We start from the raw sequence: 18,405 nt of genomic DNA, 5'->3' as shown, positions 1-18,405 counted from the left end.
CTCCGGAAGACCAGTGTGGGGTGCTTGGAAACGTTCAGTTCGGGCAGGCGCTCAGTTCAGCTGGCCGTGGCAGTTCTTGTATTTTTTGCCCGAACCGCAAGGGCACGGGTCGTTGCGGCCGACACGGGGCATGTCGCCGACCGGCACAGCCGGCGCGCGGCGCTGCGATTCCTCGTCCACCGTCGTTTCCACGCCGCCGGTTTCGGTGGGCGCCGTGTAGGTGACGTTGGCGATGTTTTCGGCGCGGTTCTCCATTTCCTCGGCCGCCTGCTCGAGCTGCTCGCCCGACTGGATCTTGACCGTCATCAGGACCTTGGTGACCTCGTTCTTCACGCTGTCGAGCAGCTGGCCGAAGAGCTCAAATGCCTCGCGCTTGTATTCCTGCTTGGGCTGCTTCTGGGCGTAGCCGCGCAGGTGAATGCCCTGGCGCAGGTAATCGAGGGCGCTCAGGTGCTCGCGCCAATGGCTGTCGATGCTTTGCAGCAGGACCACGCGTTCGAACTGCGTGAAGTTTTCTTCACCGATTTTTTCAACCTTGTCAGCGAAGGCGGCGTTGGCGGCCGCGATGACCTTTTCAACCACTTCTTCATCGGTGATGGCCGTGGCGGCTTCCAGTTCCTGGCGCAGCGGGAGTTCGATCTGCCACTCTTCGCGCAGCACGTTCTCCAGGCCCGCCACGTCCCATTGCTCTTCGACGCTTTCGGCCGGCACGTACTGCCGCGCCAGGTCGGTGAAGCAGCCTTCGCGCAAGGAAGCGATCTGCGCCTGCAGGCTGGCGGCATCCATGATGTCGTTGCGCTGCTGGTAGATCACCTTGCGCTGGTCGTTGGCGACGTCATCGTATTCGAGCAGCTGTTTGCGGATGTCGAAATTGCGCGCCTCGACCTTGCGCTGGGCCGACTCGATGCTGCGGGTGACGATACCGGCTTCGATCGCCTCACCGTCGGGCATCTTGAGCCGCTCCATGATGGCCTTGACGCGGTCGCCCGCGAAGATGCGCATCAGCGGGTCGTCCAGGCTCAGGTAGAAGCGTGAGGAGCCGGGGTCGCCCTGGCGGCCGGAACGGCCGCGCAGCTGGTTGTCGATTCGGCGCGATTCATGGCGTTCGGTCGCGATGATGCGCAGGCCGCCCATCGCGGTGACCTGGTCGTGTTCTTCCTTCCACACCGCGCGCAGACGGGCGATTTCCGCCTCCTTAGCGGCGGCATCCAGCGCCTCGTCCGCTTCAACCGCTTCAATCAGCTTTTCAACGTTGCCGCCCAGCACGATGTCGGTGCCGCGGCCCGCCATGTTGGTGGCGATGGTGATCATTTTCGGACGGCCTGCCTGGGCGATGATGTCGGCTTCGCGGGCATGCTGCTTGGCGTTGAGCACCTGGTGCGGCAGGTCTTCCTTGATCAGCAACTGGTCGATGATCTCGGAGTTTTCGATCGAGGTCGTACCGACCAGCACGGGCTGCCCGCGCTCATAGCATTCGCGGATGTCCCTGATGGCGGCTTCGTATTTTTCGCGCGTGGTCTTGTAGACGCGGTCCAGCTGGTCATCGCGGCGGCTCACGCGGTTGGGCGGGATCACCGTGGTTTCGAGGCCGTAAATTTCCTGGAATTCGTAAGCTTCCGTGTCGGCGGTGCCGGTCATGCCGGCCAGCTTGGTGTAGAGGCGGAAGTAGTTCTGGAAGGTGATGGACGCCAGGGTCTGGTTCTCGGCCTGGATCTGCACGCCTTCCTTGGCTTCGACGGCCTGGTGCAGTCCGTCGCTCCAGCGGCGTCCCGACATCAGGCGGCCGGTGAACTCGTCAACGATCACGACTTCGCCGTCCTGCACCACGTAATGCTGGTCGCGGTGATACAGCAGGTTGGCGCGCAAGGCCGCATACAGGTGATGCATCAGCGAGATGTTGGCCGGATCGTACAGCGTGGCGCCTTCGGGAATCAGGCCCAGGTTGAACAACAGGCGCTCGGCGCTCTCATGGCCCTGTTCGGTCAGGAACACCTGGTGGCTTTTTTCATCGATGGTGAAGTCGCCGGGCTTGGTCACGCCTTCGCCGGTGCGCGGGTCGGCCTCGCCCTCCTGGCGCGTCAGCATGGGGACGATCTTGTTCATCGCCAGGTACATCTCGGTGTGGTCTTCGGCCTGGCCGCTGATGATGAGCGGCGTGCGCGCCTCATCGATCAGGATGGAGTCGACCTCGTCGACGATGGCGTAGTTCAGGCCGCGCTGGACGCGGTCCGCCACTTCGTAGACCATGTTGTCGCGCAGGTAGTCGAAACCGTACTCGTTGTTGGTGCCGTAGGTGATGTCGGAGCCGTAGGCGGCCTGCTTTTCCTCGCGCGACATATTGGGCAGGTTGATGCCCACCGTCAAGCCCAGGAAGTTGTAGAGCTTGCCCATCCAGCGCGCGTCGCGGCTGGCCAGGTAGTCGTTGACCGTGACCACATGCACGCCCTTGCCGGTCAGTGCATTGAGGTAAACCGGCAGCGTGGCTGTCAGGGTCTTGCCCTCGCCCGTACGCATTTCGGAAATCTTGCCGTTGTGCAACGACATGCCGCCCAGCATCTGCACATCGAAGTGGCGCATCTTCATGATGCGCTTGCTGCCCTCCCGCACCACCGCGAAAGCTTCGGGAAGAATGGCATCGAGTTCCTCGCCAGCGGCTACCCTGGTTTTGAACTCCTGGGTTTTGGCACGCAGTTGGTCGTCGTCAAGCTTTTCGTACTGGATCTCCAGCGCATTGATGCGTTCTACGGTTTTGCGGTAGGTTTTGAGCAGCCTGTCATTGCGGCTGCCGAAAATTTTGGTCAGGATGTTGGAAGCCATAAATGCGAGGCCGCCTTGACCGCTCCCCATGAGCTGGCAATGCGGCCGAAATCCCTTATTGAGTACGGAACCTAGGTGTGGGCGCCATCAGTGAGTTCAACTGGGCCCAAACTTCTGATTTTAACTCTGCCAGGGGAGCTGCACGGCTATCCGAGATAAAACCGCCATCGGGCCTGAAAAGCCATGCACATGCGCATGGCGGGCGTACCGCCTAGTGGGGGCGCGGCAATTGCGCGGCCTGTGCCTGCGCGGGAGCGGGAGTCCGCGCGGCAGCCGATGCCACCATGGGCCCGGGCAGTTTCTGTCCCGCGGTCAGGAATTTCTGCGGATCCTGGAAAACGCCCTGAACCAGCACCTCGAAGTGCAGGTGCGGGCCCGTGGACCGGCCGGTGGTGCCCACTTCGGCGATCTTCTGGCCGCGCTTGACCAGGTCGCCCTTTTTGACCAGCACGCGCGAGGCATGGGCATAACGCGTGACGAGCTCATTGCCGTGGTCGACTTCGACCATGTTGCCATAGGCCGGGTGGTATTCCTGCGTGACCACGACGCCGCCCGCGGCAGCCAGGATGGCCGTGCCCGGCTCGGACGGGAAGTCGAGCCCGGTGTGCAGCGCGGAGCGTCCGTTCATCGGGTCTATGCGCCAGCCGAAAGGCGAGCCGAGGTTGCCCCCTGCCACGGGCTCCTGGGTCGGCACCATCATTTTCTTGATCTTTTGATCGAAGAGGCGCGACTCCATCACGGTCATCAGATCGACCCGCTGATCAGTGAGTTTGTCCAGGTCCGCCAGCGTGGCTTGCAGCTCTTCCATGGTCAGCGAGGGGCCGGCCACCAGTGCTCCGCCACGGCCGGGTGCGACTTTGATGTCATTGGGATTGACGCCGGCCAGGCCGGACACCCGCTCGCCGAGCGCCTCGAGCTGCATCATCTTGGCCTGCATCTCGCCGACCCGTTTGGCCATTACGTCGAGGTTTTCACGCATGAAACGGTCGCGCTGGTCGAATTCGTCCTTGACCATGAGTTTGACCAGCGAGCCTATGACCGGCCATCCTTCGCGGGCACCCTTGAGAAACACCCAGTGGTAGAGGCCGGCGGCCACAAGCATGAGCGCCAGCGCGGCGACAAAGCCCGCCAGGACCAGTTTTGTCCCGCTTAAATAGATGGCCCGGCTTTTCGCCAGCCACGCATCCGTGATAATCAAGTGCACTTGTCTACCTCTTTAAAAGCTTGCGCTCACCAAGCCGAGCACCGTCCACCATGACCTCCGACCGGCGCCTTCCGCAGGCGCTCTCCGTTTATCAGGCCGCCGGGAATTCACCCTCCCTGGCACGGCTGACTGAACTCGTCCAGGAGTCCAGCGACAGGCTCAAGGCGATCGAGCCGCTGTTGCCGGAAGCCTTGCGGCCGGCGGTCCAAGCCGGGCCCATCGACGGCGAAACCTGGTGCCTGCTGGTCAACGGCAACGCGGCCGCCGCAAAAATCCGCCAATTGCTCCCCTTGATCCAGACCCGCCTTATAGGCAAAGGTTGGAAGGTTACCTCAATCCGACTCAAGATCCTAATAAGGAAAAAGTAGTAGCCAGTTTCTTCAATAACGGCAAGGCGACATGAAAGATAAAGCTCCTGCCTGACGGCTCGCTACAAAATTGGTAGCGTATGGTACCCACGTTGCATGGGGAAGGCAAGAATCGTGGGAAATGGTGCCGCTTGTCGGAATCGAACTGACGACCTACCGCTTACAAGGCGGTTGCTCTACCAACTGAGCTAAAGCGGCGCGAGTCTATTTTACTTGACCCGTTTCAGCGAAGGCCGCGCACGCGGCGGCTTGGGGGGTTCGGGACTGTCGGGGCCGCCGTCTTCCGCATCCGGGGCACTATCAGGCACCAGTTGCATGATCTTTCCGTCGGAATCCGCCGGACCATGCTGCGCCGGCACGGAAGCCGGTGATGCCGCAGCCGCAGGCGCCGTCAGGCCGGCATCGCTCCCCGCCTCGGCACCGGAAACCGGGCCGGCGGCAACGGGCGCCACCATGGGAAAAGCCATGCCCTGCCCGTTTTCACGGGCATAGATGGCGATCACATGGCTGATGGGCACCATGATTTCCCGGGCGCTGCCGGCAAAACGTGCCTTGAACTCGATGAAATCATTGCCCAGCTTGAGCGACGAAGTCGCGTCAAAGCTGATGTTGAGCACGATTTCATTGTTCTTCACGTACTCGCGCGGCACCTGCACGGTGTCATCCACCGACACGGCCACATAAGGCGTGAAGCCGTTGTCGGTGCACCAGTCGTAGAGCGCCCTTATCAAGTAGGGGCGCGTCGACGTGGCGTCCAGGGCGTTCATGAATTCAGCCAAACTGCTTGTCCGGAAATCGGGCTATGAAATTACTTGCGCATGACCTTTTCGGACGGCGTCAGCGCCTCGATGTAGGCCGGGCGCGAAAAGATGCGTTCAGCATACTTGAGCAGCGGCGCGGCATTCTTCGACAGGTCGATGTCGTAGTAATCCAAGCGCCACAGCAGCGGAGCGATAGCCACATCCAGCATGGAGAAATTGTCGCCCAGCATGAACTTGTTCTTCAGGAAGATGGGCGCCAGCTGCGTCAGGCGGTCGCGGATGTGCGAGCGGGCCTTTTCCAGCGCTTTTTCGTTGCCCTTGGACGCGCGCGATTCCAGCGTGCTGACATGGACGAACAGCTCTTTCTCGAAGTTCAGCAAGAAGAGGCGGACGCGTGCGCGATCAACCGGGTCGCCGGGCATCAGTTGCGGATGCGGGAAGCGCTCGTCGATGTACTCGTTGATGATGTTCGACTCATACAGAATCAAATCGCGCTCGACCAGAATGGGCACCTGGCCGTAGGGATTCATCACGTTGATGTCTTCGGGCTTGTTGTACAGGTCGACATCGCGGATTTCGAAGTCCATGCCTTTTTCAAACAACACAAAGCGGCAGCGGTGCGAGAAGGGGCAGGTTGTGCCTGAATAAAGGACCATCATGGTGCGGAACTCCTAAATGCAAAGGAGTGGATACATATAAAAAGCATCCACTCCAGAAGGTGCCGGGAACAAGGCCCCGGCGAAAAATTACTTGATGTCTTTCCAGAACGCCGCATTCAGGCGCCAGGCGACAAAGGTCAAGCCGAGAAGGAAAATCAGCACCCAGACACCGACACGGATACGGGTGTTCTGGGCCGGCTCACCCATCCACTGCAGGTAGCCCACGAGGTCGCCCATGGCCTGGTCGTACTGCAGCGGCGTCATGGTACCGGGCGTGACCTGGGTCCAACCTTTGAAAATCGCGACCTTGTGGCCGTGCTCTTCCTTTTCTTCGTACACGGGTGTGCGCACACCCTGCAGTTCCCACAGCACATGCGGCATGGCAACGCTGGGGAAAGCCAAGTTGTTCCAGCCCGTGGCCTTGGTTTCGTCGCGATAGTAGGTGCGCAGGTAAGTGTAGAGGTAGTCGGCGCCGGTACCGCCGGCGCCGGCGCGCGAGCGTGCGATCACGGTGAGGTCTGGAGGATTGCCGCCGAACCATTCCTTGGCCTGTTTCGGGTCGATCGCGGCCTTCATGGTGTCGCCCACTTTTTCAGTGGTGAACAGCAGGTTGTCCTTGATTTCCTTGTCGGTCAGGCCGATGTCTTTCAGGCGGTTGAAACGCATGAAGGCAGCGGAATGGCAGTTCAGGCAGTAATTGACGAACAGCCTGGCGCCGTTTTGCAGGGACCCCAGGTCGTTGGTCCGGTCGGGCGCCTTGTCCCAGGCGATGCCGCCTTCCGAAGCCTGTGCCCCGGCCACAAGGCCAAAGGCGGTAACCAGCGCAAAAATAATCTTTTTCATCGTTTTTATCTCCAACTCTCAGTGACCGTGGAAAACAGGACGGTCCGGCGGTGTCTTGGGGGTGCCTACACGGCTCCACCACGGCATCAGGATGAAGAAGCCGAAGTAAAACAGCGTGCCGACCTGGGAGACGCGCTCACCGATGGGCGATGGCGGCTGGACGCCGAGGTAGCCCAACACCAGGAAGTTGACGACAAAAATGCCGTAGAGGTATTTGTGCCAGTCGGGGCGGTAGCGGATCGACTTGACAGGGCTGTGATCGAGCCAGGGCAGGAAGAACAGGATCACCACGGCGCCGCCCATCACGACCACACCCCAGAATTTCGCATCGATGGACAGCAGCAGCGCGGCGCCCACGACAGCCGCACCGGCGATGACCGCCTTCAGCAGCACCGGCATGCGGAATTTCCAGATGCTGAAAGCCGCGGCACCGATCACGCAGGCGATCAATGCATAGATCATCTCGCTGGTGATGGCACGCAGCATCGAGTAATAAGGCGTGAAGTACCAGACCGGGGCGATGTGCGCCGGCGTCTTCAGCGGATCGGCCGGGATGAAGTTGTTGTACTCGAGGAAGTAGCCGCCGAATTCGGGCGCGAAGAAGATGATCGCCGAGAAGATCATCAGGAAGACGCTCACGCCGAAGATGTCGTGCACCGTGTAGTACGGGTGGAAGGGGATGCCGTCCAGCGGATGGCCTTGCGCGTCTTTCGGTGCGTTCGGGCCTTTGATCTCGACGCCGTCGGGGTTGTTGGAGCCGACTTCGTGCAGCGCGATGATGTGCGCGGCCACCAGGCCCAGCAGCACGAGCGGCACGGCGATCACGTGGAACGCGAAGAAGCGGTTCAGCGTGGCGTCGCCCACCACGTAGTCGCCGCGGATCAGCAGCGCGAGGTCAGGACCGATGAAGGGAATCGCGRCAAACAGGTTGACGATCACCTGGGCGCCCCAGTAGCTCATCTGGCCCCATGGCAGCAGGTAGCCCATGAAGGCTTCGGCCATCAGGCACAGGAAAATCGCGCAGCCGAAAATCCAGACCAGCTCGCGCGGCTTGCGGTAGCTGCCGTAGAGCAGGCCGCGGAACATGTGCAGGTACACCACCACGAAGAAGGCCGAAGCGCCCGTCGAGTGCATGTAGCGGATCAGCCAGCCCCAGGGGACGTCGCGCATGATGTATTCGACCGAGCCGAAAGCCAGGGCGGCGTCAGGCTTGTAGTTCATCGTCAGGAAGATGCCGGTCACGATCTGGATGACCAGCACCAGCATGGCCAGCGAGCCGAAGATGTACCAGAAGTTGAAGTTCTTCGGTGCGTAGTACTCGCTCATGTGCTCTTTGTAGAGCTTGCTGGCGGGAAACCGGTTATCGACCCAGTTCATCGCCTTGGCGGCGAGCGGGGCATCGGGGGAAATTTCTTTGAATTCAGCCATAACTGATCCTGGTTCGGTGGGGTTCTTTGGCAAGCGCCGGATAGGTGCGTCTGGGTGTCGGCAGCTATCTGGCGCTGGCTACAGGGTCTTGTGAAGGAGCTTGGGGAACAAAGCGCCTTCAGGCCTTCTTGTCTTCACCAATCAGCAACCGGGTGTCTGACAGGTACATGTGCGGAGGGACCTCGAGGTTGTCGGGCGCGGGCTTGTTCTTGTAGACGCGGCCGGCCATGTCGAAAGTCGAGCCGTGGCAGGGGCACAGGAAGCCGCCGGCCCAGTTGTCGGGCAACGAAGGCTGCGCGCCGGGCTGGAACTTGTCGGAAGGGGAGCAACCCAGGTGCGAGCAAATGCCGACCACGACCAGCGTTTCGGGCTTGATGGAGCGGTTTTCGTTGCGTGCGTAGGCGGGGGTCAGTTCGTCGGGCTTGCGCTCGGACTTGGGATCGGCCAGCAGGGCATCAACCTTGGGCAGTTCGGCGAGCTGCGCGGGCGTGCGTTTGATGATCCAGACCGGCTTGCCGCGCCATTCCACCGTGATTTTTTCACCGGGCTTGACGTCGGAAATATCGACTTCGACGGCGGCGCCGGCGGCTTTGGCTTTTTCGGAGGGCTGGAACGTGCTGACAAAGGGAACAGCGGTGGCGAGGGCGCCTGCGCCGCCCACCGCACAGGTGGTCACCAGCCAGTTTCTTTTATCTTTGTCTACGGGAGCGCCGTGCGGCACACCATTCACGCTTGCTTCGCTTGCTTGGGTCATGAGAGTCCTTCAAGAACTGGCTTGAAATAGGCATAGTGGGGTCAACCCGCAATTGTAGCGGAGCGCGATGCCGGTTTTCAAGGCAAGCGCCCGTATCCCGGTGGCACGAAGCCGCGCCGCGGCCTGCCTTCTGCCTGTTATTTAAGCACCGCCCGGATTGCACATACTTTGTTTCAAGCCGGGGCCGCGCCGGCAGGCCCAGCCTTGATAATGTTTTTTCCAAAAGCACCCGGCACGGCCGGTAATGCCCCCCGCAACAAGAGGAGAGACTTCATGGGAATGATGCAGGAATTCAAGGAATTTGCCGTCAAGGGCAATGTGATCGACCTGGCCGTCGGTGTGATCATAGGCGCGGCCTTCGGCAAGATCGTCGACGCCGTGGTGAGCGACCTGATCATGCCGGTGGTGGGCCTGGTCTTCGGCAAGCTGGATTTTTCCAGCATGTATGTGCTGCTGGGCAACGTGCCTGCCGGCACCGACATGTCGCTGGACGCGCTGCGCAAGGCCGGCGTGCCGGTCTTCGCTTACGGCCACTTCCTGACCGTGACCGTCAACTTCGTCATCCTGGCCTTCATCATTTTCCTGATGGTCAAGCAGATCAACCGCCTCAAGCGCAGCCACGAAGCCGCGCCAGCGCCGGCGGCAACCCCCGAAGACATCGAGCTGCTGCGCGAGATCCGCGACAGCCTCAAAAAATAGGGCGTAACGCAGGCCGATAGGCGTCAGCAAGCCGCAAGCCGGCGCGCCATGCGCACGGCGGCCAGCAGGCTGGAGGCATCAGCGCGGCCGGTGCCCGCGATGTCGAAGGCCGTCCCGTGGTCGGGACTGGTCCGCACCAGCGGCAGTCCCAGCGTGACGTTGACCCCCTGCTCCACCCCCAGGTACTTGACCGGGATCAGCCCCTGGTCGTGGTACATCGCGACCACCACATCAAACTCGCCGGGCTTGCCGGCGGCCTGGCGCGCGCGCATGAACACCGTGTCGGGCGCGAAGGGGCCGCTCACATCAAAGCCTTCCGCGCGGGCGGCGGCGATGGCCGGGGCGATGATGGCCTGCTCCTCATGGCCGAACAGCCCGCCTTCGCCGGCATGGGGATTGAGCCCGGCCACCGCGATGCGAGGTGCGCGCCCCAGGCTGGCACCCACAGCGCCGTGCGTGATGCGCAGGGTTTGCAGCACATTGTCGAAAGTCACGGCCTCGATGGCCTGCCTCAGCGACATGTGGATGCTGACCAGCACGGTGCGCAGCTCGTCATTGGCCAGCATCATGCGCACCGGCACCTCGCCGACGGCTTTACCCAAAAACGCGGCCGCTTCAGCCTGCAGCATTTCGGTATGGCCCGGAAAACCAGCCGCCCAGCCACCGGCGGCTGCCAGGGCCTCCTTGTGGATGGGCGCGGTCACCAGCGCCGCAGCCTCGCCGGCCAACACGCGACGCGCCGCCCAGACGATGCAGTCAGCCGCGGCCTGGCCGGCCATACCGCTGACCTGTCCATAAGGAACAAGGCTCGGCAAGGCGCACTGTTGCAACACCGGAATGCAGCGCGGCGGCACACCGGGCAACGCCGCCAGGCTGTCCAGTTGCGCCACCGGCAGCGCCAGCGGGGATGCGGTCAGCGCGGCGGCACGGCGCAGCGTGGCCACGTCGCCCACCACGGCACAGCCGGCCAGGTCGGCAGGCGCCTCGCGAAAAGCTTTTGCGATGATTTCCGGGCCTATGCCGGCCGCGTCACCCATGGTGATGAGCAGCGGCTTAGCCACAGCGCATCCCCCGCCGCAATACGGCGAATTCCAGTGGCAAGGTGCATTCCGCGGCCGGACGGACCATAATCGCGAAAAAATGGGTAAGCCCGCGGGCGGCATGGCGCCGCGGCTGGCAAAAAAACACGAGGGGTTCGGGCAGATGCATTCTTGGGGTATTTTGGCGCAAACCACAGCGCAGCGGCCGGCAGGCCCTTGCGCGCAGTACTGAGCCGGCCATGAATGCGGCCGTCCACCTGCTGATGCCCGACGCCGACATGGTGCTGTGGAGCGCGGCCGCCGGCGCGCTCGGCCTGGTGGTCCTGCTGGCCTTGGCCGATACCTTTTACAGCCGCACGCGCGCCGCCTCGCAGACACTGGCCTACCTGGCCCTGTGCTGGGTGGTGGTGGTGCTGCTCAGCGGGCTGCCCGCCGCCATCTGGCCGGACGCGCAAGACCCGCTGGCCACGGCGCAGATCCTGGCCGGACCGCTGTGCGCGGCCATGGGCAGCTACGGCGCCAGCCAGTGGCTGTCGGCCCACCAGCGCGACCACCTGATGAAAGTCAGCCTGCTGGCGATGACCCTGGTGTGCCTGGCAGGCGGGCCGTTGTGCCTGCTGCTCGCGCCCGAATGGCGCCTGCCGGTCTCCGGCGCGCTGGCGATCGCCAACCTGTCGGTGGTGCTCTGGCTGTCGGTGCGCGCCACGCAGCTGGGCGACCGTATGGCCTGGGGCCTGGCCCTGGGCTGCCTGCTGACCCTGCCCGCGCAAATCGGCCTTTATGGGATGGCGCTGAATACCACGCGGCCGCCGCTGCCGCTGCAGGCCGGCGTGGCGCTGGCGGCGCTGCTCAGCGTGCTCATCACTGCCGCGATGCTGTGGCTGCGTAACCACCAGATCCGGCAGATGATGCAGGGCGAGGTGTCGCGGCGCGACCCCATCACGCAGCTCTACGATGGCGTGGCCATGGTGCAGAAAATCATTCGCGCGCAGCATCGGCGCCAGCGCACCCGGCGCGATGGCGCCCTGATGGCCGTGCTGCTGTTCGAGCCCGAGCGCCTGCTGCCGCAAATAGGCCAGGCAGGCCTCAACGACATTTACATCCAGCTGGCGCGCCGCATGCAACGCCACACCGGCACCGTGAACCCGGCGGGCCGCTACTACGACCGCTGCTTCGTGGTGCTGCTGGAGACCATGCACTCGCCGCGCTGGATACGCACGCTGGGCCTGCGCGTGGCCACCAGCCTGCGCCGACCCCTGGACGTGGCCTCGCTGGATGGCCGGCACATCCGGATCTCACCGGACATCGCCGTCGGCATCGTCCACCTGTCGGCCGCCGGCAAGGACGTGGACCAGTTGCTGCACGAAGCGCAGTCGGTCGCCGAAGCCGCTCGCGCGATGCGTTCCCGCGCGGCGCTGCTGGACCCGGAAAGCCGCACCGCCGTCCCGGTGGAGCATGCCGAACTGGGCTCCAGCTGGCGCGCCCTGCGCGATGCCGTGCCGAAGGCGGCTTCACGGCCCCAAACCACGAAAACCCCGAAAAACCCGAAAACCGCCGGCATCAAGCCGCCCCGGGCCGGCAGGCCGCGCCACAAACCGGCCTGACCCGGACCCCGCGGACAGGCCTCAGGCCGGGTTGTCGATGTCGATGAACTGGTGGGCCAGGCCCAGTTGGGCCGCGACCTGCCCCGCCACCGCCGGCGCGCCGTAGCGCTCGGAGGCGTGGTGGCCGCAGGCGATGAAGGCCGCGCCCATCTCGCGCGCGTAATGCGCTTGCGGCTCGGAAATCTCACCCGTGATGAAGGCGTCGGCGCCCGCGGCGATCGCCGCCTCGAAATAACCCTGGGCGCCGCCCGTGCACCAGGCGATCCGGTGGATGGCTTTCTGCGCCGGCCCGGCCTGGACCACCGGCCGCCCCAGTACCTGCTGCACATGCGCCGCCAGCGCGGCGGTATCGGCAAAACGGCCACCGTCGGCACGCTCACCTATAAAGCCGAGGTCCTGCTCGCCAAAGCGCCCGCTGGCGGCCAGCCCCAGTTGCAGGCCCAGTTGCGCGTTGTTGCCCAGTTCGGGATGCGCATCCAGCGGCAGGTGGTAGGCATAGAGGTTGATGTCGTGCGCCAGCAGCAACGCCAGGCGCTGCTTCATCCAGCCCGTGACGCGGCCGTCCTGCCCGCGCCAGAACAGGCCGTGGTGCACAAAAATGGCATCGGCCCGCGCGGCAACCGCCGCATCTATCAGCGCCAGGCTGGCGGTGACGCCGGAGACTATCGTGCGGACCTCGGGCTTGCCCTCGACCTGCAGGCCGTTGGGGCCGTAGTCCTTGAAGCGCGCGGGCTGCAAAAGCGCGTCAAAGGCCTGCAGCAAGTCCTGTCGTGTGGTGCTCATGGCCCGATTGTCTCAGGGCGCTCAGCTTTTTTCGAGGCCCAGCAGGGCGTCCTTCAGCATGAAGTCGGCCGGCACGGAGCCCAGCCAGATGCCCAGCACCATGCGGAAGAACTCCGCGTCGCCGACCGGCGCGCCTTGCGGCTGCTCGACGATAAAAAAACTGGTGCCTTTGCCCGGCACGAACTCCATCGCGAATGAATCGCCGGGCATCAGCTTGCTGCGGCCCGAGAAGATGTCGATCAGCCGGTTGCTCGACACCGAATGGCGGCTGACCGCATCACGGCTGGAGTTGTCGGCCATGCCGCGCAGGAAGAGCCGGCCGAGGTCGGTGCCGGAAACTTCCCGCAGCGCCACGAATGCCAGGCGGATGGGGGCGCCCAGCTTCATCGCCTCATCCGCCGACGCCACCTTGCGGCTCGTGTACATGGCCATGTCATAGACCTGGAAAATGGCCTTGAAGCGTGTGCCAGCGCCGTTGAGCTGCAGCGCCGTGCCCTGCACCACCAGGCTGGCCGGAAATTTCGTCGTGGTGGGCGTAGCCAGGACCGGCAACGCCAACCCCGCCGAACCCGCCGCCATTGTGGCCGCGCCGCGCGCAAGCCAGGTCCGCCTTGAACATTGATGCATGAATGTCGCCTCCGTTATGGTTGTTGATCCCGGGACGGCTGTTCCGGCCAGTCCTGCGGCGCGGCCTGACAGCCGCCCGGAAACATGGTACCGGAGCGAAGCGGCATGCTTGCTTACAAGCGGCCGGGGACCCGAAGCGATAAACTTCATCACCCGGCCGCTCCCTGGCCAGGCCCCTGGCTTCACCCCTGTTTGTTCCCCGCATCCCGCGCCGCACCCGCCCCCATCGCTTCATGAAACGTACCTGGCTCCTTTTTTCCCAAACGGTGACCGTCCTGCTGGCCGCCTATTTTGTGGTGGCCACGCTCAAGCCACAGTGGCTGGACCGCGGCAACACGCCCGGTGTCTCCGTGATCGAGGCGCCGGCCGGCAGCGCACCGCGCAGCCCGGGCGCCGCCGGCGGCTTTGCCTCCGCCGCCAAAACGGCCTCCGCGGCCGTCGTCAGCATCAACACCAGCAAGGCCGCCGCCAGGAACCCGCACGCCGAAGACCCGTGGTTCAAGTTTTTCTTCGGCGACCAGAGCCCCAACGAGCCGCAGGGCGGGCTGGGCAGCGGCGTGATCATCAGCGCCAGCGGTTACATCCTGACCAACAACCATGTGGTCGAGGGCGCCGACGACATTGAGGTCATCCTCAACGACACGCGCAAAGCCAAGGCGCAGGTCATAGGCACGGACCCCGATACCGACCTGGCCATCCTCAAGATCGACCTGGACAAGCTGCCCGTCATCGTGCTGGGCAACTCCGACGCATTGCAGGTCGGCGACCCGGTGATGGCCATCGGCAATCCCTTCGGCGTGGGCCAGACCGTCACCGGCGGCATCGTGAGCGCGCTGGGGCGCAACCAGCTGGGCATCAACACCTTTGAGAACTTCATCCAGACCGACGCGGCCATCAACCCCGGCAACTCGGGCGGCGCGCTGGTCGACGTGAACGGCAACCTGATGGGCATCAACACCGCGATCTACTCGCGCTCGGGCGGCTCCATGGGCATAGGCTTCGCCATTCCGGTGTCCACCGCCAAACAGGTGCTTGAAGGCATCGTGAAGGACGGCCAGGTCACGCGCGGCTGGATAGGCGTGGAGCCGCAGGACCTGAACCCCGAACTGGCCGAAACCTTCGGCCTCAAGCCCGCGGCGGCCAGGGACGGCGGCGTCATCATCACCGGCGTGCTGCAAAACGGCCCGGCCGCGCAGGCCGGCATACAGCCGGGCGACGTCATCACCGCGGTGGATGGCAAGGGTGTGCGCAATGTGAGCCAGTTGCTGACCGCCGTGGCGGCCCTCAAGCCCGGCACCCCCGCCCCGCTGACGGTGCTGCGCAAGGACAAGCAGACCGAAATCGCCGTCACGCCCGGCAAGCGCCAGCGGCCCAGGGCGCAGCAGCAGCGCTAGGCTGCCGGCGGCCGTTTCAGGATTTGGCCGCTTCGGCGTCGCCGTCGGTTTCGGGCGGCTTGGTGTGCTTGACGAAAAGCAGGGCGGCGAGGATGCCCACTTCATAGAGGCCTCCGACAACACCCAGCAGCATGATCATCGAGCCCGCGTCCGGTGGCGTGACCAACGCGGTGCCGATAGCGGCCGCCACCCAGAAGTACCCACGGTATTCGCGCAGCTGAGCCACGGTGAGCACGCCCATGCGCACCAGCAGGATCACCGCGATCGGCACCTCAAAGGCCAGCCCAAAGGCCAGAAACATGCCCAGCACGAAGCTCAGGTATTCCTCGATGTCAGGCGTGGCGATGATGGACTTGGGCGCAAAACTCTGGATGAAATGAAACACCTGCCCGAACACGACGAAATAACAAAACGCCACACCGATAAAAAACAGCAGCGTGCTGGAGATCACCAGCGGCATGACCAGCTTTTTCTCGTGCGAGTAAAGGCCCGGCGCCACAAAAGCCCATACCTGATAAAGCACCACCGGCAGCGCGATCATGAAGGCCGCCATGAATAGAATCTTGATCGGCACCACAAAAGGCGTGATCACGCTGATGGCGATCAGTTTGGAGCCCTGGGGCAGGGTTGCCACCAGCGGCGCGGCCATCAGGTCATACAGGGCACTGGCACCGGGATAAAACGCCAGCACCACGGCGGCGATACCGATGGCGATCACCGCTTTGATCATCCGGTCGCGCAGCTCCATGAGGTGCTGCACAAAGGGCTGCTCAGTGCCCGCGAGTTCGTCGGGCTTGTCGGTGTTGGGATCGCTCATGAAGGAAGTTTGCGCTGGGTGGGTGGCGCCGTGGGATGCGCAAAAAACAGAAGGTCAGCAGGAAGACTCAAGACAGGCGGCCCGGCTGCGGACGGAAACGTGCCACACGGGCGGCCCCCGACTGGGCGCGGGTGCGCACGCCGGAACGGGCCTTGTACCACTGGGGTGTCGCGCCCTGCTTGAGCCGCCACTTCTTTTTGGGGTGCTTGTACTCGGGGAAAATTTCCATGCCCGGCAAGGCGCCTGAGGACGACTCGCCCGTGGCCTCGGCCCAGGACTTCTCGAAGTCGCTGGCATTGGTCTGGATGGAATTCTCGACGTCGCGGGCCGCGCCCTCGACGGTTTCCTTCATCTTCTTGAGTTCGTCCAGCTCCATGGAGCGGTTGACCTCGTTCTTGACGTCGGCCACATAACGCTGGGCCTTGCCCAGCAACATGCCCACGGTGCGCGCCACGCGCGGCAGCTTTTCCGGGCCGATAACGATCAGCGCCACGGCGCCTATCAGCGCCATTTTGGAAATGCCGAGGTCAATCACTGAATGTCAGGCCTGAATTACGATTTCTGGCGGGCTTCGACGTCGATCGTGGTCTTGTCCGAGGCCTGGGCATTCGTCGTGACGCTTGCGGGCGGCACGGGAACGTCGGCGGGAGGCTGGCTGCCGTCCTTCATGCCGTCCTTGAAACCCTTGACCGCGCCACCCAGGTCGCTGCCCATGTTTTTCAGCTTTTTGGTGCCGAAGACCATGACCACGATCAACAGCACGATCAGCCAGTGCCAGATGGAAAATGAACCCATGATTTGCTCCTAATCTGTAAATACAGGTGTAAATGCAATATTGCCGGTTGGGGGCGGTTTGCACGCAGTTGCGTTGATTCTAAAGGCCAGTCCCGCCTGGGCGCCGATTACACCCATTGGCCTACCGGGTTAGTGTGTTTACCGTGGTCCGGGGTTCCCGGTGCTTCCTAGCCCTTCAGCCAGGGGCGAGGGCCGCCGATCACGTGGAAATGCAGGTGGTGAACTTCCTGCCCGCCTTCCGCGCCGGTATTGGTCACGATGCGGTACCCACCAGCTGGATAGGGGTTGCAGCCCTGCTCCATCGCCAGTTTCGGGGCCAGCACCATCATGCGGCCCAGCAGCACGGCGTGTTCGGGACCCACCTGCGCCATGGACGGGATATGCGCTTTGGGGATGATCAGGAAATGCACCGGCGCCCAGGGATTGATGTCGTGAAAAGCGAACAATTCGTCGTCTTCATAGACCTTGCGGCTGGGGATGGCGCCTGCGGCGATCTTGCAGAAAATGCAATTGTCGGAATGGCTCATGGCTTGGTCAGTTTGGAAGGACTTAAGTGGGGCGATGGCTGTTGAAACGCATCCAGCCGCGCACGCAGCGGTACAGGTACCAGAGCCACACGACGACGTAGGCGATAAAACCCGGGAACACAAACAGCAGCCACAGCGGCGACAGCAGCACCAGCCAGCCCAGCGTCCACCAGAAGGTGCGGATCATGTAATTGTGGTGATCGATGTAGAGCGGGTCGGACTCTTCGGCRCGGCGTATGTAATTGACGATCAGGGCAATCACCGCGAACACGCCGCCGCTGAACCAGGCCAGCGTGTGCAGGCCGTACAGCACGTGCATGACAACGCGGTCGTTGGGGTTCTTGCCTTCGAATTCGGCCAGATCGGTTTCCATGGGTCAGCTTCCTGTCACGGTGAAGTCAAAAGTGAAATCGGCGGCCGGCGCTCTCACGGTTTTTCAGCCGCGTCGCGGTGCTGGGCCTTGCGCAGCGCTTTTTCCTCGATGCCGCTGGTGCCTTCGCGGCGCTCCAGTTCGGCGATCACGTCGGCCGGGCTCAGGCCGTAGTGCGCCAGCGCGATCAGGCTGTGAAACCACAGGTCGGCGACTTCACCGACCAGCTTGCCCTTGAGCTCGTCCGACGCACCGCCCTGGGCCAGCGCACAGTCGATGTCCTTGGCGGCCATCACGGTTTCGGTGGCCTCCTCGCCGATTTTCTTCAAAAAGGCGTCGGGGCCCTTGTGCAGCAGGCGCGCCACATAACTTTTGTCCGGGTCTCCGCCGTTGGCCGCTTTGCGGCTTTCGATGATGAGCGCCAGGCGCTGGAGAGAGTCATTCGTGGTCATGTTTGCCGGGAGTCGGTTTGTACATGGTTGTCGGGTCTTTCAGGACCGGCTCGGTCACCACCCACCGGCCGTCTTTATACACACTGAAAAAGCAGCTGTGGCGGCCCGTGTGGCAGGCGATGCCCGGCGTGTGGCCCAGTTGCGTCACCTTGAGCAGGATCACGTCGTTGTCGCAGTCCAGCCGGATTTCATGCACCGTTTGCTGATTGCCGGATTCCTCGCCCTTGTGCCAGAGACGCCCGCGCGAGCGGCTGTAGTAGACCGCCTGGCCCAGCTCGGCGGTTTTTTGCAGCGCCTCGCGGTTCATCCAGGCGAACATGAGCACATCACCGCTGGAGGCTTCCTGTGCAATGACCGGGATCAGGCCCTTGTCGTCCCAGCTGACTTCATCTAACCAGTTCATCGGGCTATTGTCGGGGATTTAAAGAGGCTTAAAAACGTTCAGGCCAAGGATATCGCGGGA

21 protein-coding genes and 1 tRNA gene are annotated in these 18,405 nt (G+C 63.3%); 4 read left to right on the top strand and 18 right to left on the bottom strand.

Annotation, left to right across the window (positions count from 1 at the left end):
* Positions 1 to 51: 51 nt before the first annotated feature.
* Positions 52 to 2,817, bottom strand: coding sequence for a preprotein translocase subunit SecA (secA, locus tag AC1D0O_RS05115; RefSeq protein ID WP_477652468.1), 2,766 nt, complete (start codon positions 2,815 to 2,817; stop codon positions 52 to 54).
* 211 nt (positions 2,818 to 3,028) lie between these two features.
* Positions 3,029 to 4,021, bottom strand: coding sequence for a M23 family metallopeptidase (locus AC1D0O_RS05110; RefSeq protein ID WP_477652467.1), 993 nt, complete (start codon positions 4,019 to 4,021; stop codon positions 3,029 to 3,031).
* A 50-nt stretch (positions 4,022 to 4,071) separates the two neighbouring features.
* Between AC1D0O_RS05110 and AC1D0O_RS05105 the strand changes: the two genes are divergently transcribed.
* Positions 4,072 to 4,389 carry a hypothetical protein gene (locus AC1D0O_RS05105; RefSeq protein ID WP_436157452.1) on the top strand — a complete coding sequence of 106 codons (318 nt, stop codon included), beginning with the start codon at positions 4,072 to 4,074 and terminating at the stop codon, positions 4,387 to 4,389.
* 122 nt (positions 4,390 to 4,511) lie between these two features.
* On the opposite strand, the gene AC1D0O_RS05100 is transcribed toward AC1D0O_RS05105, so the two are convergent.
* From AC1D0O_RS05100 to petA, 6 genes are all read right to left on the bottom strand, one after another.
* A tRNA-Thr gene (locus AC1D0O_RS05100) sits at positions 4,512 to 4,587 on the bottom strand.
* An 11-nt stretch (positions 4,588 to 4,598) separates the two neighbouring features.
* Complete coding sequence (locus tag AC1D0O_RS05095) at positions 4,599 to 5,156, bottom strand: ClpXP protease specificity-enhancing factor (protein ID WP_477652466.1); 558 nt, start codon at positions 5,154 to 5,156, stop codon at positions 4,599 to 4,601.
* Between the two features lie 41 nt (positions 5,157 to 5,197).
* Positions 5,198 to 5,809, bottom strand: coding sequence for a glutathione S-transferase N-terminal domain-containing protein (locus AC1D0O_RS05090; RefSeq protein WP_007868077.1), 612 nt, complete (start codon positions 5,807 to 5,809; stop codon positions 5,198 to 5,200).
* 87 nt (positions 5,810 to 5,896) lie between these two features.
* Entirely contained in the window at positions 5,897 to 6,652 is a 756-nt protein-coding gene (locus AC1D0O_RS05085) for a cytochrome c1 (protein WP_477652465.1), read from the bottom strand.
* Positions 6,653 to 6,670: 18 nt separating this feature from the next.
* A complete protein-coding gene (locus AC1D0O_RS05080; protein WP_477652464.1) occupies positions 6,671 to 8,080 on the bottom strand; it encodes a cytochrome b in 1,410 nt (469 codons plus the stop codon).
* A gap of 118 nt (positions 8,081 to 8,198) precedes the next feature.
* Positions 8,199 to 8,834 (bottom strand): ubiquinol-cytochrome c reductase iron-sulfur subunit, encoded by a 636-nt coding sequence (gene petA, locus AC1D0O_RS05075; protein ID WP_477652463.1) that lies wholly within the window; start codon positions 8,832 to 8,834, stop codon positions 8,199 to 8,201.
* A gap of 273 nt (positions 8,835 to 9,107) precedes the next feature.
* Between petA and mscL the strand changes: the two genes are divergently transcribed.
* A complete protein-coding gene (mscL, locus tag AC1D0O_RS05070) occupies positions 9,108 to 9,533 on the top strand; it encodes a large conductance mechanosensitive channel protein MscL (RefSeq protein WP_477652462.1) in 426 nt (141 codons plus the stop codon).
* A 23-nt stretch (positions 9,534 to 9,556) separates the two neighbouring features.
* Here mscL and pdxA read toward each other — a convergent pair whose 3' ends face one another.
* Positions 9,557 to 10,594 carry a 4-hydroxythreonine-4-phosphate dehydrogenase PdxA gene (gene pdxA / locus AC1D0O_RS05065; RefSeq protein ID WP_477652461.1) on the bottom strand — a complete coding sequence of 346 codons (1,038 nt, stop codon included), beginning with the start codon at positions 10,592 to 10,594 and terminating at the stop codon, positions 9,557 to 9,559.
* A gap of 218 nt (positions 10,595 to 10,812) precedes the next feature.
* Between pdxA and AC1D0O_RS05060 the strand changes: the two genes are divergently transcribed.
* Positions 10,813 to 12,177, top strand: coding sequence for a GGDEF domain-containing protein (locus tag AC1D0O_RS05060; RefSeq protein ID WP_477652460.1), 1,365 nt, complete (start codon positions 10,813 to 10,815; stop codon positions 12,175 to 12,177).
* 21 nt (positions 12,178 to 12,198) lie between these two features.
* On the opposite strand, the gene AC1D0O_RS05055 is transcribed toward AC1D0O_RS05060, so the two are convergent.
* A complete protein-coding gene (locus tag AC1D0O_RS05055; protein ID WP_477652459.1) occupies positions 12,199 to 12,960 on the bottom strand; it encodes a Nif3-like dinuclear metal center hexameric protein in 762 nt (253 codons plus the stop codon).
* Between the two features lie 21 nt (positions 12,961 to 12,981).
* The gene (locus AC1D0O_RS05050) at positions 12,982 to 13,503 is read right to left on the bottom strand and encodes a chalcone isomerase family protein (RefSeq protein WP_477652805.1); all 522 of its coding nucleotides are present in this window, start codon (positions 13,501 to 13,503) and stop codon (positions 12,982 to 12,984) included.
* A gap of 317 nt (positions 13,504 to 13,820) precedes the next feature.
* On the opposite strand from AC1D0O_RS05050, the gene AC1D0O_RS05045 reads away from it, so the two are divergent.
* The gene (locus AC1D0O_RS05045; RefSeq protein ID WP_477652458.1) at positions 13,821 to 14,981 is read left to right on the top strand and encodes a S1C family serine protease; all 1,161 of its coding nucleotides are present in this window, start codon (positions 13,821 to 13,823) and stop codon (positions 14,979 to 14,981) included.
* A 16-nt stretch (positions 14,982 to 14,997) separates the two neighbouring features.
* Here AC1D0O_RS05045 and tatC read toward each other — a convergent pair whose 3' ends face one another.
* The 7 genes from tatC to hisI form a co-directional block, all read right to left on the bottom strand.
* Positions 14,998 to 15,798 carry a twin-arginine translocase subunit TatC gene (gene tatC / locus AC1D0O_RS05040; protein WP_477652457.1) on the bottom strand — a complete coding sequence of 267 codons (801 nt, stop codon included), beginning with the start codon at positions 15,796 to 15,798 and terminating at the stop codon, positions 14,998 to 15,000.
* 67 nt (positions 15,799 to 15,865) lie between these two features.
* Positions 15,866 to 16,333 (bottom strand): Sec-independent protein translocase protein TatB, encoded by a 468-nt coding sequence (gene tatB, locus AC1D0O_RS05035; protein WP_477652456.1) that lies wholly within the window; start codon positions 16,331 to 16,333, stop codon positions 15,866 to 15,868.
* 17 nt (positions 16,334 to 16,350) lie between these two features.
* Complete coding sequence (gene tatA / locus AC1D0O_RS05030) at positions 16,351 to 16,593, bottom strand: Sec-independent protein translocase subunit TatA (protein WP_477652455.1); 243 nt, start codon at positions 16,591 to 16,593, stop codon at positions 16,351 to 16,353.
* 167 nt (positions 16,594 to 16,760) lie between these two features.
* A complete protein-coding gene (locus tag AC1D0O_RS05025; RefSeq protein ID WP_477652454.1) occupies positions 16,761 to 17,120 on the bottom strand; it encodes a histidine triad nucleotide-binding protein in 360 nt (119 codons plus the stop codon).
* 22 nt (positions 17,121 to 17,142) lie between these two features.
* Entirely contained in the window at positions 17,143 to 17,493 is a 351-nt protein-coding gene (locus AC1D0O_RS05020) for a DUF4870 family protein (RefSeq protein WP_477652453.1), read from the bottom strand.
* 53 nt (positions 17,494 to 17,546) lie between these two features.
* Positions 17,547 to 17,942, bottom strand: coding sequence for a phosphoribosyl-ATP diphosphatase (locus AC1D0O_RS05015; RefSeq protein ID WP_477652452.1), 396 nt, complete (start codon positions 17,940 to 17,942; stop codon positions 17,547 to 17,549).
* A complete protein-coding gene (hisI, locus tag AC1D0O_RS05010; protein WP_477652451.1) occupies positions 17,929 to 18,345 on the bottom strand; it encodes a phosphoribosyl-AMP cyclohydrolase in 417 nt (138 codons plus the stop codon). Before hisI ends, AC1D0O_RS05015 begins: the two co-directional genes overlap by 14 nt.
* Positions 18,346 to 18,405: the final 60 nt, after the last annotated feature.

It is taken from the genome of Polaromonas sp. P1_F2, from assembly GCF_056405735.1.
The sequence above is the reverse complement of the archived record's forward strand: the minus strand, read 5'-3'. Positions and strand labels throughout refer to the sequence as shown.